An 18,234-nucleotide genomic window follows, 5' to 3' on the forward strand; every position below is an offset into this window, starting at 1 on the left:
TTTCCAATGGCCTACATGATCGAGACTTTCGACAAGCCCGGTTCGGCGGACCTGCGCACCGCCACGCGCGATGTGCACCTGGCCTTCCTGGATGCCCACAAGCACCTCTTGCTCGCCTGCGGCGCCAAGCTCGACGAGGACGGCAATGCCGCCGGCGGCGGGCTCTATGTGGTGGACGTGGAGACGCGGGCGGAGGCGGAAGCCTTCATCGCCGCCGATCCCTTCACCACCGCCGGCCTGTTCGAGCGCGTGGTGATCCAGCGTTGGCGCAAGGCCTATGTGGATGGCGTCTGCTACCTGCCGGGAGCCTCGAAGTGACCGCCGGCGCAGGGCGCACGCTCGTCACGGGAGGCGCCAGCGGCATCGGCCTGGCGGTGGTCCGGCGGGAAATTGCGGCGGGCCGCGCGGTGGTGGTGCTCGATCGCGCCCCGCCCCCCGGCGACGTGGCCGCGGGCTTCATCGCCGTCGACATGATGGATGCGGCGGCCACCGACGCGGCGCTCAAAGCCGTTCTGGCCGATGGCCCCATCACCCGCCTCGTCAACAATGTGGGCCTGGTGCGGCCGGCCACCATCGACGACACCACGCTTGAAGACCTCGAAGCGGTCATGCGCCTGAATGTGGGCGCGACGCTTCAATGCACGCAGGCACTGCTGCCCGGCATGCGGGCGGCGGGCTTCGGGCGCATCGTGAACGTCTCCAGCCGCGCCGCCTACGGCAAGGACCTGCGCAGCGCCTATGCGGCCAGCAAGGCCGGGCTGCTCGGCCTGACGCGCACCTGGGCGCTGGAACTGGGCCGCGACGGCATCACCGTGAATGCGGTGGCCCCCGGCCCCATCGCCACCCCGCTCTTCACCGCCGCCAACCCGCCGGACGCCCCCCGCACCCGCGCCATCATCGAGGCCATTCCCGTCGGCCGCATGGGCACGCCCGAGGACGTGGCGGATGCCATCTGCTTCTTCCTCGGCGATGCCGCGGGCTTCGTGACCGGCCAGACGCTGCCGGTGTGCGGCGGCATGACCGTGGGCAAGGGCGTGGTCTGAGGCCCCGCCCAAGGCTCCGCGAAAGAAAGAGTCATCACATGTCCAACCCGCGCTGGACCCGCCGTCCCGAAGGCTCCACCTGGGGCGATTTCGGGCCGGACGACGAACTGGGCCGCCTCAACCTCATCACACCCGACAAGGTGCGGGCCGCCGTCGCCGAGGTGCGCGAGGGCCGCACCTTCTGCCTGTCCCTGCCGCTGGACCGGCCGGGCGGCAATGTGGTGAATGCCCGCCGGTTTCCCCCGGTCCTGGTGCCCACCGGCCCCGCCGAAGCGCCGCGCTACAACGCCCTGCTGTGCCACGACGATGCCAGCTTCGTGGACGTGGTGAGCGACGACAAGGTGGAAATCTGCCTGCAATATTCCACCCAGTGGGACAGCTTCGCCCATGTGGGCGCCCTGTTCGACGTGAGCGGCACGGGGCGGCCGGAGCCCGTTTATTATAACGGCTTCCGCGCCGGCATCGACATTGTCGGCCCCAGGGACGCGGCCGAGCGCGGCATCCCCACCGGCGCCCGGCGCCTGGGCATCCAGAATGCCGCTGCCCATGGCGTGCAGGGGCGCGGGGTGCTCGTGGATCTCCTCTCGCCCTTCGGTGAAGCCCGCCACCTGGTCGGCTATGACGACCTGATGCGGGTGATGGAGGCCCAGAAGGTGGTTGTGGAGGAGGGCGACATCCTCTGCCTCTATACCGGCTTCACCGACCTCATCATGGCCATGGACGGCGTCCCCGATCCTGACCGCCTCGCCCGCGCCTGCGCGGTGCTGGATGGGCGCGACACCAAGCTTCTCGACTGGATCGCCCACAGCCGCATCTCGGCCCTGGTGGCCGACAATTACGCGGTGGAGCAGTTGCCTGCCCGCAAGCTCGCCGCCAATGCCCAGGCCTCCATGCCGCTGCACCATCATTGCCTGTTCAAGCTGGGGGTGCCGCTCGGCGAATTGTGGTGGCTCTCGGCGCTGGCCGCCCATCTGAAGGCCACGGGCCGCAACCGCTTCCTGCTCACCGCCCCGCCCTTGCGCCTGCCCGGTGCAGTGGGGTCCCCGGTGACGCCCATCGCCACCGTCTGACGTCCGTCCTCACGAGGGTCCGCTTCTCGCATCGGTCATGCGAGGGGCCACTATCCGTTCGTTGTCTCTCCCGGAGCCTGCCATGCCCTTCATCCTTACCGGCCCCCTCGTCACCCATTATGACCTCGCCGGCCCGAAGGGCGCGCCCGTCCTGCTGCTCGCGAATTCGCTGGGCACCAGCTTCCATGTGTGGGATGCCATCGTGCCGGCGCTGACCACCCGCTACCGGGTGCTGCGCTATGACATGCGCGGCCACGGCCTCACCGACGCCACCCCCCTGCCGGGCGAGGCGCAGGGCTATTCCATCGCCGAACTGGCGGGGGATGCGCTGGCGCTCCTGGATGCGCTGGGCATCGCGAAGGCCCATGTGGTGGGCCTGTCCATCGGCGGCATGGTGGCCCAGCACCTGGCGGCCTCCGCGCCGGACCGGGTGGACCATGTGGTGCTGTGCGACACGGCTGCCGTCATCGGCCCGGCCTCGGTGTGGAACGACCGCATCGTCGGTATCCGCCGCGACGGCCTGCCCGCCATTGCGACGGGCGTCATGGCCCGCTGGTTCACGGACGGCTTCCGCGCCGCCCGCCCCGATCTCATCCGGGGCTATGTGAACATGGTGGCCCGCACCACGCTGGAGGGCTATCTGGGCTGCGCCATGGCGGTGCGGGACGCCGACCTGCGGGAGGCCGGCGCGAAGATCGCCGCGCCGGTGCTCGTACTCGTGGGCGACAAGGACCCCTCCACCCCGCCCGCCGCCGCCGAGGCGCTGGCGCAGGGCATTGCCGGCGCACGGCTCGAGGTCATCGCGGACGCCTCGCACATTCCCTGCGTGGAGCAGCCGGAGGCGCTCAGCCGCCTGCTGCTGGGCTTCCTTCCCGGCTGAGTTTCCTGCCCGCCTGAGGCCCCTTATGGCGCGCCGGCCCGTCCGCGCGCCATCATCTCCGGCAGGCGGTGGCGGTTCAGCGCCAGCCATTGCACGGCCAGCAGCAGATAGGCGTTGGACGAACGGCCCGGCGCCAGAAGGCTCAATGCCTCATCCACCGGCACGGTAAAGGGGCGCGTCACCTCGTGCTCGCTCGCCGCCCCCGCCCGTTCCGGCACGCGGGAGGCATCCACGAGCCCGAGGAACAGGTCGCAGCTTTCATCCGTCACGCCGGGCGTGGGCAGGAAGGTGAAGAGCGGCTCCAGGTGATAGGGCTCGAGCCCGATCTCCTCCTGGCACTCCCGTCGCGCCGCCTCGGCGCAATCTTCGCCCCGCTCCACCCGGCCGGCCACGATCTCCACCAGCTCGCCCCGTCCTGTGGCCAGATGCGCCGAGAGGCGGAACTGGCGGATCAGCACCAGCACATCGCGCACGGGATCGACGCACAGCACGCCAGCCACCCGCCCCACGCGGATCACGTCCCGCGAGAGCAGGTCCACGGTGCCATCGGGATGGCGAAGCGTCACGTCATACTGCTCATAGGTGAGATAGGACTTCGCCAGGGTCTCCGGTGCGGACAGATCGATGTCCGCCACCGCATCGCCCAGCAGCCCGCCGGTCTGGATCCCGCTCATTGCGCCACCACCCCCACCTGGGCGGTCTCCAGGTTGAAGGCCGCCGCGAACAGGGCCTTGGTATAGGCCTCGCGCGGCGCCTCGAACACCTGCCGCGCCGGCCCTTCCTCCACCACCTTGCCGCCCTTCATCACCAGGATGCGGCTCGCCAGGGCGGAGACCACCCGCAGATCGTGGGAGATGAACATGTAGGTCAGGTTGCGCCGGCGTTGGAGGGAGCGCAGCAGGTCGACGATCTGGGCCTGAACCAGCATGTCGAGGGCCGAGGTGGGCTCGTCCAGCACCACGAAGGAGGGTTCGAGCACCATGGCCCGGGCGATGGAAATGCGCTGGCGCTGGCCACCGGAGAATTCGTGCGGATAGCGATGGCGCATCTCGGGATCGAGGCCCACATCCGCCAGCGCCGCGATCACCCGCGCTTCGCGCGCCTGGGACGAGAGGCCGGGCTGATGCACCTCCAGCCCCTCCCCCACGATATCGCCCACGGCCATGCGGGGCGAGAGCGCGCCATAGGGGTCCTGGAAGACGATCTGCAGGTCCTTGCGCAGCGGCCGCATCTGCGCAAAGCGCAGGCCGTCAATGCGCTGGCCGAGATAGGCGATGGGGCCGGCGGAGGAAATGAGGCGCAACATGGCCAGGCCCAAGGTGGTCTTGCCCGAGCCGGATTCCCCCACCACCCCCAGCGTCTCGCCCTGGTGGACGGCCACCGTCACCCCATCCACCGCCTTCACATGGCCGATGGTGCGCCGGAGGATGCCGCGCTTGATGGGGAAATGGACCTTCAGGTCCTCGGTCGCCACCACCACCGGCGCATCGGGTGCGGCGGGCGCCGGGTCGGGCTTGGGCTCGGCATGGAGGAGGGCCTGGGTATAGGGATGGGTGGGGCGCTGGAAGATGTCCTCCGCGCTGCCCTGCTCCACGATCTCCCCGTGCCGCATGACGCAGACCCGGTCGGCGATCTTGCGCACGATGCCCAGGTCATGGGTGATGAACAGCATGGCCATGCCGAGGCGGGCCTGAAGCTGCTTCAGGAGCTTGAGGATCTGCGCCTGGACGGTGACGTCGAGCGCCGTGGTTGGCTCGTCGGCGATCAGAAGGTCCGGCTCGTTGGCCAGCGCCATGGCGATCATGACACGCTGGCGCTGGCCGCCGGACAATTGATGGGGATAGGCGGAGAGCCGGCTCTCGGGGTCAGGCAGCCCCACCTCATGGAGCAGTTCCAGCGTCCGCGCGCGGGCGGCGGCGGTGGACAGGCCGCGATGGAGGATGAGCATCTCCCCCACCTGCCGCTCAATGGTGTGGAGCGGATTCAAGGAGCTCATGGGCTCCTGGAACACCATGGTCACGTCATTGCCGCGCACGCCGCGCAGCTCCCGGTCCGGCAAGGTGAGCAGGTCGCGCCCCTTGAACAGGATACGGCCCGTGGGATGGCTCGCGGCCGGATAGGGCAGGAGCTTCAGGATGGAAAGGGCGGTCACCGACTTGCCGGAGCCCGATTCCCCCACCAGGGCCACGGTCTCGCCCGCGCCCACCTGGAAGGAGACGCCCTTGACCGCCACGGCATCCGTGCCGTCCCGGCGGAAGGCGACGGACAGGTTCTCGACGGACAGAAGGGGCGCGGCGGCTTGGGTCATGGCAGCTGCTCCAAAAGGGCAGAAAGGTCATGGGCGCTCGTGTCCACCACGGGCAGCGGCGCATGCGCCGCCAAACGCTTGTCGCCAGTGATGATGTGAGAGCACCCCGCGCACTCGGCGCTAGCCAAGTGTATGGCATCCGGCAGCTTCAGGCTGGGATGGGCGGCGCGAATACGGGCGGCGGTCAACAGGACGTCACGGGAGACGGCAAGGCAATCCAGTTGGCCTCCCCCTGCCAGAAGACCAGCATAGATTTCGATGCGCTGAAAATCCCGCTCCCGGATGGGCGCTACCAGGATCTCCGCCATGGACAATTGGCTGGTCACAGCGGCGAAGTCGGCGGAACGATGCTCCATGATGGCCACCATAGCCTCCGCCGCTGGCGGCTCCCCCTCCATTGCCAGGATGATGGCATTGGCATCCAGATAGACGCGCACCGTCTAGCTGTCCCACTCGTCACGCAGCGCACGGATCCGCGCCACCGCCTCCGCGGCGCTGACCCCGCTACGCGCTAGCCGCATCCGCGCCTCCGAGGGGCCGACTGGGCGCGCATCGCGCAGAATCTGGTCGAGGCGTGAATCGAAGGGCGCGGGCGGGGAGCGGCCCTCGACGGTGACGGTGACGGTGGTGCCGACGGGAAGTCCGTCCCGCAAATCCTCCGGCAGCTTCTCCACCGGGTAGTGTTCGCGCACGATCCTGGTCATGGGGTCATCTCCGGCGCCATCCTACCACACTCACCCGAAGGTCTTGCGCGGGTCGAAGGCGTCGCGGACGGCTTCGCCGATGAAGATGAGCAAGGTCAGCATCAGGCCCACGGTGAAGAAGCCGGTCAGCCCAAGCCAGGGCGCCTGGATGTTGGCCTTGCCCTGGGCCAGCAGCTCACCCAGCGAGGGCGAGCCGGGCGGCAGGCCGAAGCCGAGGAAGTCCAAGGCGGTGAGGGTCATCACCGAGGAGGACAGGATGAACGGCAAAAGCGTGAGGGTGGCCACCATGGCATTGGGCAGGATGTGGCGCACGATGAGGGTGAAATTGCCCACCCCCAGCGCCCGCGCCGCCTGCACATACTCGAAATTCCGGGCCCGCAGGAACTCGGCGCGGACCATGCCCACCAGCGACACCCAGGAGAAGAGCAGCAGGATGCCCAGGAGCACCCAGAAGCCCGGCACCAGCACGGAGGAGATGATGAGCAGCAGATAGAGGGCGGGAATGGAGGTCCAGATCTCGATGAAGCGCTGGAACAGGAGGTCCACCCAGCCGCCGAAATAGCCCTGCACCGCGCCCGCCGCGACCCCGATGATGGAGGAGATGATGGTCAGAGTCAGGCCAAACAGCACCGAGATGCGGAAGCCGTAGATAAGGCGGGCCAGCACATCGCGACCCTGGTCGTCGGTGCCGAGCCAGTTCATTTCCAGGCCCGAACAGCCCGAAACGCCCTTGCGCTCGGCCGCCGCCTTGCACTGCGCCTCGGTCAGCATCCAGGTGGGCGGCGAGGGGGCCGGCGTGGGCAGGTCGAGATTGTGGGTGGAATAGGAGAAATGGATGGGCGGCCAGATCATCCAGCCGCCTTTCTCCGCAATCAGCTTCTTGAGATAGGGATCGCGATAGTCCGCCGTGGTCTCGAAGTCGCCGCCAAACGTGGTCTCCGGATAGGCCTTCACCACCGGGAAATAATAGGCGCCCTCATAGCTCACCAGGATCGGCCGGTCATTGGCGATGAATTCGGCGAACAGGCTCAAGACGAACAGGATGGTGAAGAGGACGAAAGACCACCAGCCGCGGCGGTTGGCGCGGAAATTCCGCACCCGGCGCTGGTTGAGCGGCGAAAGCCAGCGTTTTTCGCTGTTCGGCACCGCAGTTTGGGGTGCCACGGCGGGAGCGAGCGTGTCCATGCCTCACACCTCCCGCGTTTCAAAGTCGATGCGCGGATCGACCAGCATATAAGTGAGGTCGGACAGGAGCCCCACCAGAAGGCCCGCGAGCGAGAAGATGTAGAGCGTGCCGAACACCACCGGATAGTCCCGGTTGAGGACGCTTTCAAAGCCCAGCAGCCCGAGCCCATCCAGGGAGAAGATGGTCTCGATCAGCAGCGAGCCGGTGAAGAAGGCGGAGATGAAGGCGGACGGGAAGCCGGCGATCACGATCAGCATGGCATTGCGGAACACATGCCCGTAGAGCACCCGCCGCTCCGGCAGGCCCTTCATGCGGGCGGTGGTGACATATTGCTTTCGGATCTCTTCCAGGAACGAGTTCTTGGTCAAAAGCGTCATGGTGGCGAAGGAGCCGAGCACCATGGAGGTGAGCGGCAGCACCAGGTGCCAGCCATAGTCGGCGATGCGTTCCGGCCAGGACATCTGCACCCAATTGTCGGAGGTCAGGCCCCGAAGGGGGAACCAGTCCAGGAACGACCCGCCGGCGAACAGGATGATGAGCAGGATGGCGAACAGGAAGGAAGGGATGGCATAGCCGACGATGATGACCGCCGAGGTCCACACATCGAAGCGCGAACCGTCCCTCATGGCCTTGGCGATGCCGAGCGGAATGGAGATGACATAGGTCAGCAGCGTCATCCACAGCCCGAGTGAGATGGAGACCGGCAGCTTCTCCGCGATCAGATCCAGCACCCCGATGTCGCGGAAATAGGAGCGCCCGAAATCGAAGCGCACATAGTTCCAGATCATCCGCAGGAAGCGCTCGTGGGCGGGCTTGTCGAAGCCGAACTGCTTTTCCAGCTCGGCGATGAATTTCGGATCGAGACCCTGGGCGCCGCGATACTTGGAGGAAGCATCCGCCCCGCCCGCCCCGGCACCGCGCGCGGCACCGCCTGCCAGGTCGCCGCCCTGGCCCGAGACACGGGCGGTGGCCGAGACATCGTCGCCGGTGAGCTGGGCGATCACCCGCTCCACCGGCCCGCCGGGGGCGAACTGGATGACCACGAAGGACACCAGCATGATGCCGAGAATGGTCGGGATCATCAGGGCCAGGCGTCGGACGATATAGGCGAGCATCGTGTCTCCGCTTTCCGCGTCACCGTGGGGTTACGCCGCTGCGACGTCAACCGCTCACGCGGGATTGGACCACCAGGTGTCAAGAACGCCGGTATCGTATTTGGGCGGCACCGGCGGGCGGCCGAACACATCCCAATAGGCGAGCCAATGGGAGGGCTTGTACCATTGGGGCACCCAGTAGCGGCCGGCCCGCAGCACCCGGTCCAGGGCGCGGCAGGCGGTCACCAGCTCCGGGCGGGTCTGGGCGGCGAGCGCCACACTGATAAGCCCGTCCACGGCGGTGTCCGAAATGCCCGAAACATTGTTCGAGCCGCGGGTGCGCGCTGCTTCGCTGCCGAAATAGGCCCGCAATTCCTCGCCCGGATTGAGCGAGACCGAGTAACGGCGCACCAGCATGTCGAAGTCGAAATCCTTCAGCCGCGCCTGGTATTGCGCGGGATCGACGATGCGGAACGTCGCCTCGATGCCCAGCACCTTGAGGTTGCCGATATAGCGCGAGGTGTGCCGCTCGAAGGCGCCGTCATCGTCCAGAAACTCGATGGTCAGCGGCTGGCCCTTGCCATCCACCAGCCGGCCTTGCTGCACCACATAGCCCGCTTCCTTCAGAAGCGCGGCGGCGCGGCGCAATTGCGCCCGGTCCTGCCCCGAGCCGTCGGTCACCGGCGGCAGATAGGGCTCGCCGAACACTTCCTCGGGCAGGCGGTCGCGATAGGGGGCGAGCAGCTTCTCCTCGGCCGGGGAGGGCTTGCCCTGGGCCATCAGGTCGGAATTCTGGAAGAAGGAGACGGTCCGGTCATACTGGCCGAACATGAGGTTCTTGTTGGTCCACTCGAAATCAAAGGCGAGCGCAATCGCCTCGCGCACCGAGCGGTCATAGAATTTCGGCCGGCGGGTGTTGAAGAACCAGCCCTGGGCACCGGAGGGGGTGTTGTCGGGAAGGACCTCGCGCTTGACCCGCCCGTCCTTGACGGCGGGAAAGTCGTACTGGGTCGCCCAGGCGCGGGAGGTGAATTCCTGACGGTAGAGATAGGCCCGCGCCTTGAAGGCCTCAAACCCCACCTCCCGGTCGCGGAAATATTCGTAGCGCACGGTGTCGAAGTTGAAGCGACCGCGATTGACCGGCAGGTCGGCCGCCCAGTAGCCGGGCACGCGGTCATATTCCACGAAGCGCCCCACCTCGAAGCGGCCCACCTTGTAGGGGCCGGAGCCCAGCGGCGGGTCGAGGGTGGTCTCCTCGAACTTGTGCGTGCCGTAATAGGCCTTGGAGAAGATTGGCAGGCTCGCCGCGTAAAGGGGCACGTCGCGCGGGCGTTGGGCGGTGAAGCGCAGCACAACGGCGCCGGGCCCGTCCGCCTCGGCGCTGGTAAACTCCTGGAGCGCCTGACGGATGAGCGGATGGCCCTGGCTCTTCAGCGTCTCCAGCGAGAACACCACGTCCTGCGCCGTGAGCGGGGACCCGTCATGGAAGCGGGCTTCGGGGCGCAGCGTGAAGCGATAGACGCGGCCCTCCTCGGTGATGAGGACGGAGGCGGCCACAAGGCCATAGAGGCTGTCCGGCTCGTCGGCGGCCCGCACCATCAGGCTGTCGAAGACGAGGGCAAGGCCCTGCGCGCCATCGCCGCGCAGGATGTAGCCGTTCAGCGAATTGAAGGTCTGGAACGACTGGTTATAGGCCGCCGTCGGCCCGATGAGGGAAAAGGCGCCGCCCTTCGGGGCGGCGGGGTCCACATAGGCGAAATGGCTGAAATCGGCGGGATATTTCAGTTCGCCGAAGGCCGACAGACCGTGGCGCTCCGCCCCTTCGGGCGCAGCGAGAGCGGCCCGGCTTGCCAGCCCCCCCGCCAAGGGGGGGGTCATCAGGCCGGCGCCGGCGGCAGCGGTGAGCTTCAGGACGGAACGACGGTCCATCCCGCTCATGGCTTGGGCGCCCCCACCTTCGCGGCCTTAGCGGCGTCCCACCACCAGATGGTGGGGAAGCCGAAGGAATAGCGCGGCAGCTCCGGGGGATGGGCGAACCGGTCCCAGCGGGCCGTGCGGGTGAAATTCAGCGTCCAGGCGGGAATGACGAAGTCGTTCCACAACAGCACCCGGTCGAGGGCATGGGCGGCGGCCACCAGTTCCTCGCGGTCGGAGGCATAGATGACCTTCTCGATCAGGGCGTCCACAGCCGGATCGGCGATGCCCGCATAATTGCGCGAGCCGTCGCGCTTGGCCGATTCGGAGCCCCAGAAGTCGCGCTGCTCATTGCCCGGCGAAAGCGACTGGCCCCAATAGGCGATGATCATGTCGAAGTCGCGGGAGCGCACGCGGTTGATGTACTGGGCATTGTCCACCACCCGCACGGTGACGGCGATGCCGAGCCGCTCCAAAGCGGGCTTGTAGAACAGGGCCACGCGCTCGAAGCTCGGGCGATCCACCAGGATCTCGATGCTGAAGGGCTCGCCCTTGGCGTCCACCAATTGGCGCCCCTTCACCTGGAAGCCGGCTTCCTTCAGCAGGTCGGCCGCCTTGCGCAGATTGGCGCGGCGGGCCTCTTCGGAGCCGGTCACGGGATTCGTGTAGGGCTGGGTGAAGAGCGCGGCCGGCACCTTGTCCTTCACGCCCTGAAGGATATCCAGCTCCTGGCCGGTGGGAAGCCCGGAGGCGGCCAGCTCAGTGCCGGCGAAATAGCTGGAGATGCGGGTATATTGGTCGAAGAAGAGGGTGTGGTTCATGCCCTCGAAGTCGAGCGCATAATTGAGCGCGCGGCGCACCCGCGCATCCTGGAACTTGGGCCGGCGCAGGTTGGGCACGAAGGCCTGCAGGGCGCCCGAGGCCCGGTTCTCGAACATTTCGAGCACCACCTTGCCGTCGGTGCGGGCCGGGAAGTCATAGGCGGTCGCCCAGTTCTTGGCCGAGATCTCCACGCGGAAATCGTACTGGTCGGCCTTGAAGGCTTCCAGCTCCACCGTATCGTCGCGGTAATATTCGTAGCGGATCTCGTCGAAATTGTTGGTGCCCACGTTCACCGGCAGCTTGGCACCCCAATAGTCCTTCACCCGCTCATAGACGATGGTGCGGCCGGGCACGAAGGACTTGATCTTGTAGGCGCCCGAGCCCAGCGGCGGCTCCAGCGTGCCCTGGGTGATGTCGCGCGGGCGGCCGCTGCTGTCCGTCCCGGTCCACCAGTGCTTGGGCAGGATGGTCATCTCGCCCACGATCTGCGGCAGCTCGCGGTTGCCGCCCTGGTCGAAGGTGAAGGTCACCTCCCGCTCGCCGGTCTTCTCCACCGACTTGACGTGGCGATAATAGAAGGCCTGGCCGGGGCTGTTCTTGGTGATGACGTCGAACGACCACACCACGTCGTCGGGCGTGATCGGCGTGCCGTCATGCCAGCGGGCCTCGGGCCGCAAACGGTAGGTCACCGAGGAGAAGTCGGAGGGATAGCGCAGCCCCTCGGCGATGAGGCCATAGGCGGTGGCCACCTCGTCGAAGGACTGGGTGGTGAGCGTGTCGTAGATGAGGCCGAGCCCGGCGGCGGCGGCGCCGCGCGGGATCACCGAATTGAAGCTGTCGAATGTGCCGCTCTCGGCCAGCCGCAAGGCGCCCCCCTTGGGCGCATTCGGGTTCACATAGTCGAAATGCTTGAAATCCGGAGCGTATTTCGGAACGCCCATGAGCGAGGTCGCGGCGCGGAAGGGCGCACCGCCCTCCTGCGCCGACGCCGGGCCCGCGCAGGCGAGAAGCACCACGGCGAGGGCGAGGCGGCGGACCATCAACTTCATGGGGAACTCCGGATCTGCGATGCGGGGGAGGTCAAAGGAATAGCCGATAATGACCCCCGGCGCGACGGCAGAAAGATGGCGCGCCGGCGCTGACGGCCATCGCTCAAGCGAGCGTGACCACACGCGGCCCCCTTTGTGGCCCTCCTGAAGCCCCCATCGCCACCAAACCGGTGAGAGACGTCCAACAGACTACGTCAAGAGGCCAAAAGGCTGTGGGACCCACCACGAAAACGAAAAGGCCGCCCGGAGGCGGCCTTTGAGCGGAGTGTGACCGGTGCCGAGGAACAGCACTGTTGCCCTCGGCGGGTGCCTCACTGAGGCTTGGCTTCGGACGGCGCGGGGGCCGACGGCGTTGCCCCGCCGGGCGCGGCGCCAGTGGGCGCGGGCGCAGACGGCGTCGCCTCCTTGGCCGGCGCGGCGGAGGCCGTCGGCAAGGGCTTGGGATCGTGGGACAGGGTGTTGAGATAGGCGATCAGGTCCGCCCGCTCGGTTTCCTTGCCAATGCCGGCAAAGGCCATGGCGGTGCCCGGGATATAGGCCTTGGGATTGGTGAGGAAGGCGTTCAGGTCCTGGGGCGTCCAGTCGCCGCCCTTCTCCTTCATGGCCGCCGAATAGGCAAAGCCCGGCACGCTCGCCTTCGGGCGGCCGACCACGCCATAGAGATCCGGACCGACCTTGGCGCCGGCGCCTTCCTGGAAATTGTGGCAGGCCACGCACTTCTTGGCGGCGTTCGCACCCTTCTCGGGGGAGGCGGTGGCGAACAGCTGCTCGATCGGCACTTCCGCGGGCTTGGTGGCCACGGCGTCCGAAGGCCCCTCGGGCACGGCAATCTCATAGCCGGGCTTGGCGGGCGCCTCGGGGGTGAAAATGATCTGCGAGACGATACCGAGACCGAGCGTGAGCGTCAGAGTTCCCAGCACCGCGCCCGCGATTTTGTTCAATTCGAAACTATCCATCGGCGCTTCGCTCCTCGGAGCCCCAAGATTCTAGCCAGTTCCGCGCGCACAGTTAGGCGGCGCGCCCTTAAGGGTGCTGCCGTTCGGACACTAATCATGTTGGTTCGCCCCGCGCAACCCGGTGGGGGCGCGCCCAAATGGCACGTTTGGCCTTGCCGGGCGCGCCTTTCCAAAGCCCCGCCATGGCCGCTCCCAAGGCCCCGTGCGACACGAAAGCGGCCCTGCCGGCCCTTCCTCGCGGCTGACGCAGCGGAGGGAACGCGGCGACCCGTCGCATCCCGGCACGGCGGGAAGGCCGGTGCGGGGCCGTCTTGAGCCCCGCCCGACGCGTCCGGCCGGCAATTGGCGATGGACAGGAGCCGCGCGGCGGTGAATATCCGCCCGCCGCGCCGTCGTGAGCGGCGGCCGGTCCCGTGGGGATTCGGGCTGACCGAGGGAAAAGATGTCCGGCCGCGCCTTTGCCCGGCTCGGACCAGACGAGGAGACTGCCATGAGCCGCCGCATCGTGTTCCAGGGAGAGCCGGGCGCGAACTCGCACATTGCGTGCCGCGACACCTATCCCGACCATGAGGCGGTGCCCTGCCCCACCTTCGAGGACGCCTTCGCGGCGGTGGAAGGCGGCACGGCGGACCTGGCCATGATCCCGATCGAGAATTCGGTGGCCGGCCGCGTGGCGGATATCCATCACCTGCTGCCGCGGGCGAGCCTCAACATCATCGGGGAATATTTCCTGCCGCTGTCCCACCAACTCATGGCGGTGAAGGGGGCGAGCCTTGCCACGCTGAAGACCGCGCAGAGCCATGTCATGGCGCTGGGCCAGTGCCGCAAGGCGCTGCGCACCCTCAGCCTGACGCCTGTCATCGGCGCCGACACCGCCGGCTCCGCCCGCGAGATCGCCGAGGCGCAGGATGTGAGCCGCGCCGCCATCGCCTCGCGCCTCGCCGCCGAGCTGTACGGGCTCGACATCCTCGCCGAGAACATCGAGGACGAGGCCCACAACACCACGCGCTTCGTCATCCTGTCCAAGGAGGGGGAGTGGGCGAGCCCGGCCGAGGGGCCGGTGGTGACCTCCTTCGTCTTCCGCGTGCGCAACGTCCCCGCCGCGCTCTACAAAGCGCTGGGCGGCTTTGCCACCAATGGCGTGAACATGACCAAGCTGGAATCCTACCAGATGGACGGCCAGTTCACGGCCACCCAGTTCTATGCGGACGTGGACGGCCATCCCGACGACCAGGGGCTGAAGTTCGCCCTGGAGGAGCTGGCCTTCTTCTCCCGCGAACTGCGCATCCTGGGCGTCTATCCCGCCCATTCCTACCGGCTTGGCCTGAACGGCCACGGCTGAGGGGCGCGCCCCCACTCAGTGGTCGAAGCGCAGGATGATGCGGGCCTTGCCGCCGGCACGGCCGAAGGTCACCTTGTCGCCGAGGCCCTTGAGGAGGTAGGCGGCAAAGCCCGCCACCTCCTGCGCATCGCCCAGCAGCGCCTCCGGCGAGGGGCGCTCCTTGGGCACTTCCAGGACCTCCCCGTCATAGATGACGAACACATCCAGGTGGGTCTCGTCGAAGCGCGCCCGCAATTCCACCGGGCCCTGCGCGATGCCGGTATCGACCACCACCTCCAGCGCCTGGGCCGCCACCGGAATGGCGGCGGCGATCACGTCCCGCCGCGCGCCCCACAGGTCGCCCTGGTGCTCCAGGAAGCGCTGCACGGCGAGGAAGGCGTTCGCCCCCTCCTCGACCACTTCGGCGCTCTCCTTGGAGATGCCGATGCGCATGACGAGGTTGAGCAGCATGGCCGCGCAGATGGCCACCGTCAGCGGGTTTGAGAACAGCGGCTGGATGGCGGTGTGGAGCTGCTCCTTCAGGGGCAGCAGCGCCACCGACATGCCCGCCAGGATGGACAGGCCCACCAGGAACACCCGGCGCTCCGAGAGGCGGCGGGAGAGGATGAGGTCCATGCCCGCCACCAGCAGGTAGGCGGAGGTGTAGAGCAGGATGCCGCCGATCACCGGCGAGGGGATGAGGGTGAGGGCGACAATGGCCTTGGGAAAGAAGGCCGTGGCGAAGATCACCACGCCGGCGCAGACGCCGATGATGCGGGCGGTGGCTCCGGTGGCGAAGGCCAGGCCCACCGCCGAGGAGGACAGGCCGCATTGGAAGCCGGTGGTCAGGCCGTTCAGGATGTTGCCGAGGCCCACCGTGGAGATGGCCCGGCCGGCAGCGCCCATGTCGGCTCGCCGCCAGTCCGCATCATTCATCTTTTCCAGCGAGACGGTGGTGGAGAGCACGTCCATGAAGCTCATCATCACCACCAAGGCGAGCAGCGGGAACAGGCTCGGCGCCAGGGTCAGGCCCGGGAGCGCCAGCGCCGGCAGGTCCACGAACTCCACCTCGGCCAGAGTCTTCGCCATGTCGGGCTGAAGCACGCCGAACGGCACGGCAAGCAGCCAGCCCAGGGTCGCGCCCGTCACCACCGCGAACAGCTTGTAGCGGCGCGGGGCGAACACGGTGATGCCCACGATCAGCGCCAGCGTCGCCATGGAGACGGTGAGCGCGCCCGGCCGGACGAGCGCGGCGCCCCCATCCAGGCCCAGCGCCCGGCGCAGCGCCGGCCCCGCCAGCGACATGCCGAGCATGAGCACCGCGACGCCGCACACTTCCGGCGGGGCGAGAATGCGCATGGGCCGGGCAAGGCGCGCCATGAACACCTGGCAGATCCCCACCATCAGCGTGGTCACCGCCATCAAGGGCGGCCCGCCCAAGGTGAGCGCCTGCACCGCCAGCGGCAGGCCGCTGGGCGAGGGAATGTGCACGCCCAGATATCCACTGCCGATGCGGGTGCGCGCGCTCTGGAGAATGGTGGCAAGGCCCATGCACATGGTGCAGGCGGTCATCACCGCCTGCATCTCATGGGCGCCGAGGCGGGCCTCGCTGGCCGCGACCAGGGGATAGATGAGGAAGGTGAGGGCCAGCATGGCATGCTGGACCGAGAGCGGGACAAGAGTGGACAGGGGAACCTTGTCGCCCAGCCCATAGACCAGGGTGGACGGCCGGCGCGTCGGCCGCGCCGAGCCGCGCGGCGGCGCGAGCCATTCGCCGACCGCCTGTGCCAGCCGCTTGGTGGGGCCCGGCTGGGCCGCTCCGGTGTGGTGCTCCACTGCTTCACCCGCTGCGGCGCGAATCGGGCCGCTGTTATCCCGGCCCCCATGGTGGACCGGCGGGGCGGCCGAACTCAATCGTCACCATGCGGGACACCCGCGCGCGGCCGGCAAAACCGATCCAGGGGTCTGTTTCCCCCCGTGCCGCGCCTGCGGTCTTCCCCGAGCGCAGGATGCCTCCCCCTACGCGCCCTCGACGAACGCGCGGATCAGGTGGTGGGCGATGGCCACCGGCGGGGGGACGAACAGACCGTCGGGATGGGTGCGCGTGAGCATGAGCGCCGCCTCGCGCCGGGTGAACCAGCGCGCGCCCTCCAGCTCCTTGGCGTCCATGACGATCTCGTCGGAGGTCGCCTCGGCGAGGCAGCCGATCATCAGCGACATGGGGAAGGGCCAGGGCTGGCAGGAATGGTAGGTCACCCGCCCCGTGGCGATGCCCGCCTCCTCCATCACCTCGCGCCGCACCGCCTCCTCGGCGGTCTCGCCGGGCTCCACGAAGCCGGCGAGGCAGCTCCACATGCCCGGCGCGAAATGAGGCTGGCGCCCCATCAGGCACAGATCACCGCGATGGGCGAGCATGATGACCACGGGATCGGTGCGCGGAAAATGCTGGGCGCCGCAGGAGGGACAATCCCGCCGCCAGCCGCCCTCGACAATGCGCGCCTCGGTGCCGCAATTGGAGCAGAAGCGGTGGCGCCCGTGCCAGGCCAGCATGGCCTTGCCGCAGGCGATGGCGGCCAGGTCCCCCGGCGGCAGCAGGCCGGCGACCGCGATGGAGCGCAGGTCGGAGACGAACAGGCCGCCCGCCTCCATCTCCTCCCGCCGACCGGGATCAAAGCGCATGGCGAAGCGCGGCGCGCCGTCCCTGAGGCCGAGAAAAAGCGGGCGGACGCCGCCAAGGGCTTCGGCATGCGCGCGCTCGAACAGCGGCTCCAGCCAGTCGCCCAGCTTGCGCGCGGCCACCAGTTCGCCGCCCATCAGATAGATGCGGGCATCACGCCGTGCGAGCAGGCTCTCCGCCTCGCCGCGCAGATGGGCAGCGCGGTCGATGGGGCTGTCCACATAGCCAAGCGCCGGCCAGGGGCCGAGATCGGGAAGGTCGGAGGAAGACATGGGGGGCGCCTGAGGCGAGGATGCGGGAGGCGGACGGTGGCACGGGCGCGGCCGAGAGGCAAGGTGACCCTCCCTCCCCCTCAAATCTCGAACGTGACCGCCACCGGCACGTGGTCGGAGGGCTTTTCCCAGCTGCGGGCCTCGCGCAGCACGGTCATGTCGCGGGCGAGCGGGGCCAGCGAGCGGCTGGTCCACACATGGTCGAGCCGGCGGCCGCGATCATTGGCGGTCCAGTCAGGCGAGCGGTAGCTCCACCAGGTGAAGAGCTTTTCCGGCGGGGTGACGAACCGGCGCATCACGTCCACCCAGGGGCCGGACGCCTGCCAGCGGCCCATGCGCTCCACCTCGACGGGCGTATGGCTGACCACGCTGAGAAGCTGCTTGTGGCTCCACACGTCGCTTTCCAGCGGCGCGATGTTGAGATCGCCCACCAGCATGGCGTGGCCGGCCGGGTCGTTGGCCTGCTCGGCGAGGCGGGGCCAGGCGGTGACCTCGTCCAGGAATGCGAGCTTGTGGGCGAATTTGGGGTTGAGGTCGGGATCGGGAATGTCGCCGCCGGCCGGCACATAGAAATTGTGGATGGTCAGGGGCGCGGAGAGCCCCGCCGCCAGGGTCACCGAGACGTGACGGGCATCGCCCTTGGCGCAGAATTCCTGTCGTTCCACCGCCTCAAAGGGAAGCTTGGAGAAGGTGGCGACCCCGTGCCAGCCCTTCTGGCCATTGAGCGCGATATGGGCGAACCCCATATCCTTGATCGCTTTGACGGGGAACTTGTCGTCCTGGCATTTGGTTTCCTGGAGACACAGCACGTCCGGCTTCAGGCGGGCGATCGCCTCCTGCACCAGATCAAGGCGGATGCGGACGGAATTGATGTTCCAGGTGCAGACGGTCAGCGAACGGGCCACGGGCACGGTTCCGGTCGGTTGGCGGGAATGGGC

Annotated in this window: 17 protein-coding genes; 5 read left to right on the forward strand and 12 right to left on the reverse strand. The window is 68.1% G+C overall.

The window, feature by feature from the left end; translation table 11 throughout:
* Window positions 1-6: 6 nt before the first annotated feature.
* From PV781_RS17420 to pcaD, 4 genes are all read left to right on the forward strand, one after another.
* Complete coding sequence (locus PV781_RS17420; protein WP_274776903.1) at window positions 7-318, forward strand: YciI family protein; 312 nt, start codon at window positions 7-9, stop codon at window positions 316-318.
* Window positions 315-1,043 (forward strand): SDR family NAD(P)-dependent oxidoreductase, encoded by a 729-nt coding sequence (locus tag PV781_RS17425; RefSeq protein ID WP_274776904.1) that lies wholly within the window; start codon window positions 315-317, stop codon window positions 1,041-1,043. Before PV781_RS17420 ends, PV781_RS17425 begins: the two co-directional genes overlap by 4 nt.
* 38 nt (window positions 1,044-1,081) lie before the next feature.
* Window positions 1,082-2,113: a cyclase family protein gene (locus PV781_RS17430; protein WP_274776905.1), complete on the forward strand. Its 1,032-nt coding sequence runs from the start codon at window positions 1,082-1,084 to the stop codon at window positions 2,111-2,113.
* Window positions 2,114-2,195: 82 nt separating this feature from the next.
* Window positions 2,196-2,993: a 3-oxoadipate enol-lactonase gene (gene pcaD / locus PV781_RS17435; RefSeq protein WP_274776906.1), complete on the forward strand. Its 798-nt coding sequence runs from the start codon at window positions 2,196-2,198 to the stop codon at window positions 2,991-2,993.
* Window positions 2,994-3,016: 23 nt separating this feature from the next.
* Here the strand turns inward: pcaD and PV781_RS17440 are convergent, their stop codons facing one another.
* From PV781_RS17440 to PV781_RS17480, 9 genes are all read right to left on the reverse strand, one after another.
* A complete protein-coding gene (locus tag PV781_RS17440; RefSeq protein WP_274776907.1) occupies window positions 3,017-3,667 on the reverse strand; it encodes an NUDIX domain-containing protein in 651 nt (216 codons plus the stop codon).
* Window positions 3,664-5,301 (reverse strand): ABC transporter ATP-binding protein, encoded by a 1,638-nt coding sequence (locus PV781_RS17445; RefSeq protein WP_274776908.1) that lies wholly within the window; start codon window positions 5,299-5,301, stop codon window positions 3,664-3,666. Before PV781_RS17445 ends, PV781_RS17440 begins: the two co-directional genes overlap by 4 nt.
* Window positions 5,298-5,738: a type II toxin-antitoxin system VapC family toxin gene (locus PV781_RS17450; RefSeq protein WP_274776909.1), complete on the reverse strand. Its 441-nt coding sequence runs from the start codon at window positions 5,736-5,738 to the stop codon at window positions 5,298-5,300. The genes PV781_RS17445 and PV781_RS17450 overlap by 4 nt, the downstream gene beginning before the upstream one ends.
* 3 nt (window positions 5,739-5,741) lie before the next feature.
* Window positions 5,742-6,005 (reverse strand): hypothetical protein, encoded by a 264-nt coding sequence (locus PV781_RS17455; protein WP_274776910.1) that lies wholly within the window; start codon window positions 6,003-6,005, stop codon window positions 5,742-5,744.
* A gap of 30 nt (window positions 6,006-6,035) precedes the next feature.
* Window positions 6,036-7,190, reverse strand: a complete 1,155-nt coding sequence (locus PV781_RS17460; protein ID WP_274776911.1) for an ABC transporter permease — start codon at window positions 7,188-7,190, stop codon at window positions 6,036-6,038.
* Window positions 7,191-7,193: 3 nt separating this feature from the next.
* Complete coding sequence (locus PV781_RS17465) at window positions 7,194-8,306, reverse strand: microcin C ABC transporter permease YejB (protein WP_274776912.1); 1,113 nt, start codon at window positions 8,304-8,306, stop codon at window positions 7,194-7,196.
* 54 nt (window positions 8,307-8,360) lie between these two features.
* The gene (locus PV781_RS17470) at window positions 8,361-10,223 is read right to left on the reverse strand and encodes an extracellular solute-binding protein (protein ID WP_274776913.1); all 1,863 of its coding nucleotides are present in this window, start codon (window positions 10,221-10,223) and stop codon (window positions 8,361-8,363) included.
* Complete coding sequence (locus PV781_RS17475) at window positions 10,220-12,061, reverse strand: extracellular solute-binding protein (protein WP_425532416.1); 1,842 nt, start codon at window positions 12,059-12,061, stop codon at window positions 10,220-10,222. The genes PV781_RS17470 and PV781_RS17475 overlap by 4 nt, the downstream gene beginning before the upstream one ends.
* Window positions 12,062-12,381: 320 nt before the next feature.
* Complete coding sequence (locus tag PV781_RS17480; RefSeq protein ID WP_274776915.1) at window positions 12,382-13,011, reverse strand: c-type cytochrome; 630 nt, start codon at window positions 13,009-13,011, stop codon at window positions 12,382-12,384.
* A gap of 505 nt (window positions 13,012-13,516) precedes the next feature.
* Here PV781_RS17480 and PV781_RS17485 point away from each other — a divergent pair.
* Complete coding sequence (locus PV781_RS17485) at window positions 13,517-14,368, forward strand: prephenate dehydratase (RefSeq protein ID WP_274776916.1); 852 nt, start codon at window positions 13,517-13,519, stop codon at window positions 14,366-14,368.
* A 15-nt stretch (window positions 14,369-14,383) separates the two neighbouring features.
* Here PV781_RS17485 and PV781_RS17490 read toward each other — a convergent pair whose 3' ends face one another.
* The 3 genes from PV781_RS17490 to PV781_RS17500 form a co-directional block, all read right to left on the reverse strand.
* A complete protein-coding gene (locus PV781_RS17490) occupies window positions 14,384-16,183 on the reverse strand; it encodes a solute carrier family 23 protein (RefSeq protein ID WP_274776917.1) in 1,800 nt (599 codons plus the stop codon).
* A 183-nt stretch (window positions 16,184-16,366) separates the two neighbouring features.
* The gene (nudC, locus tag PV781_RS17495; protein ID WP_274776918.1) at window positions 16,367-17,296 is read right to left on the reverse strand and encodes an NAD(+) diphosphatase; all 930 of its coding nucleotides are present in this window, start codon (window positions 17,294-17,296) and stop codon (window positions 16,367-16,369) included.
* An 80-nt stretch (window positions 17,297-17,376) separates the two neighbouring features.
* Entirely contained in the window at window positions 17,377-18,201 is an 825-nt protein-coding gene (locus PV781_RS17500) for an exodeoxyribonuclease III (RefSeq protein WP_274776919.1), read from the reverse strand.
* Between the last annotated feature and the right edge of the window lie 33 nt (window positions 18,202-18,234).

It is taken from the genome of Aquabacter sediminis, from assembly GCF_028863665.1.
Classification (GTDB): Bacteria; Pseudomonadota; Alphaproteobacteria; order Rhizobiales; family Xanthobacteraceae; genus L1I39.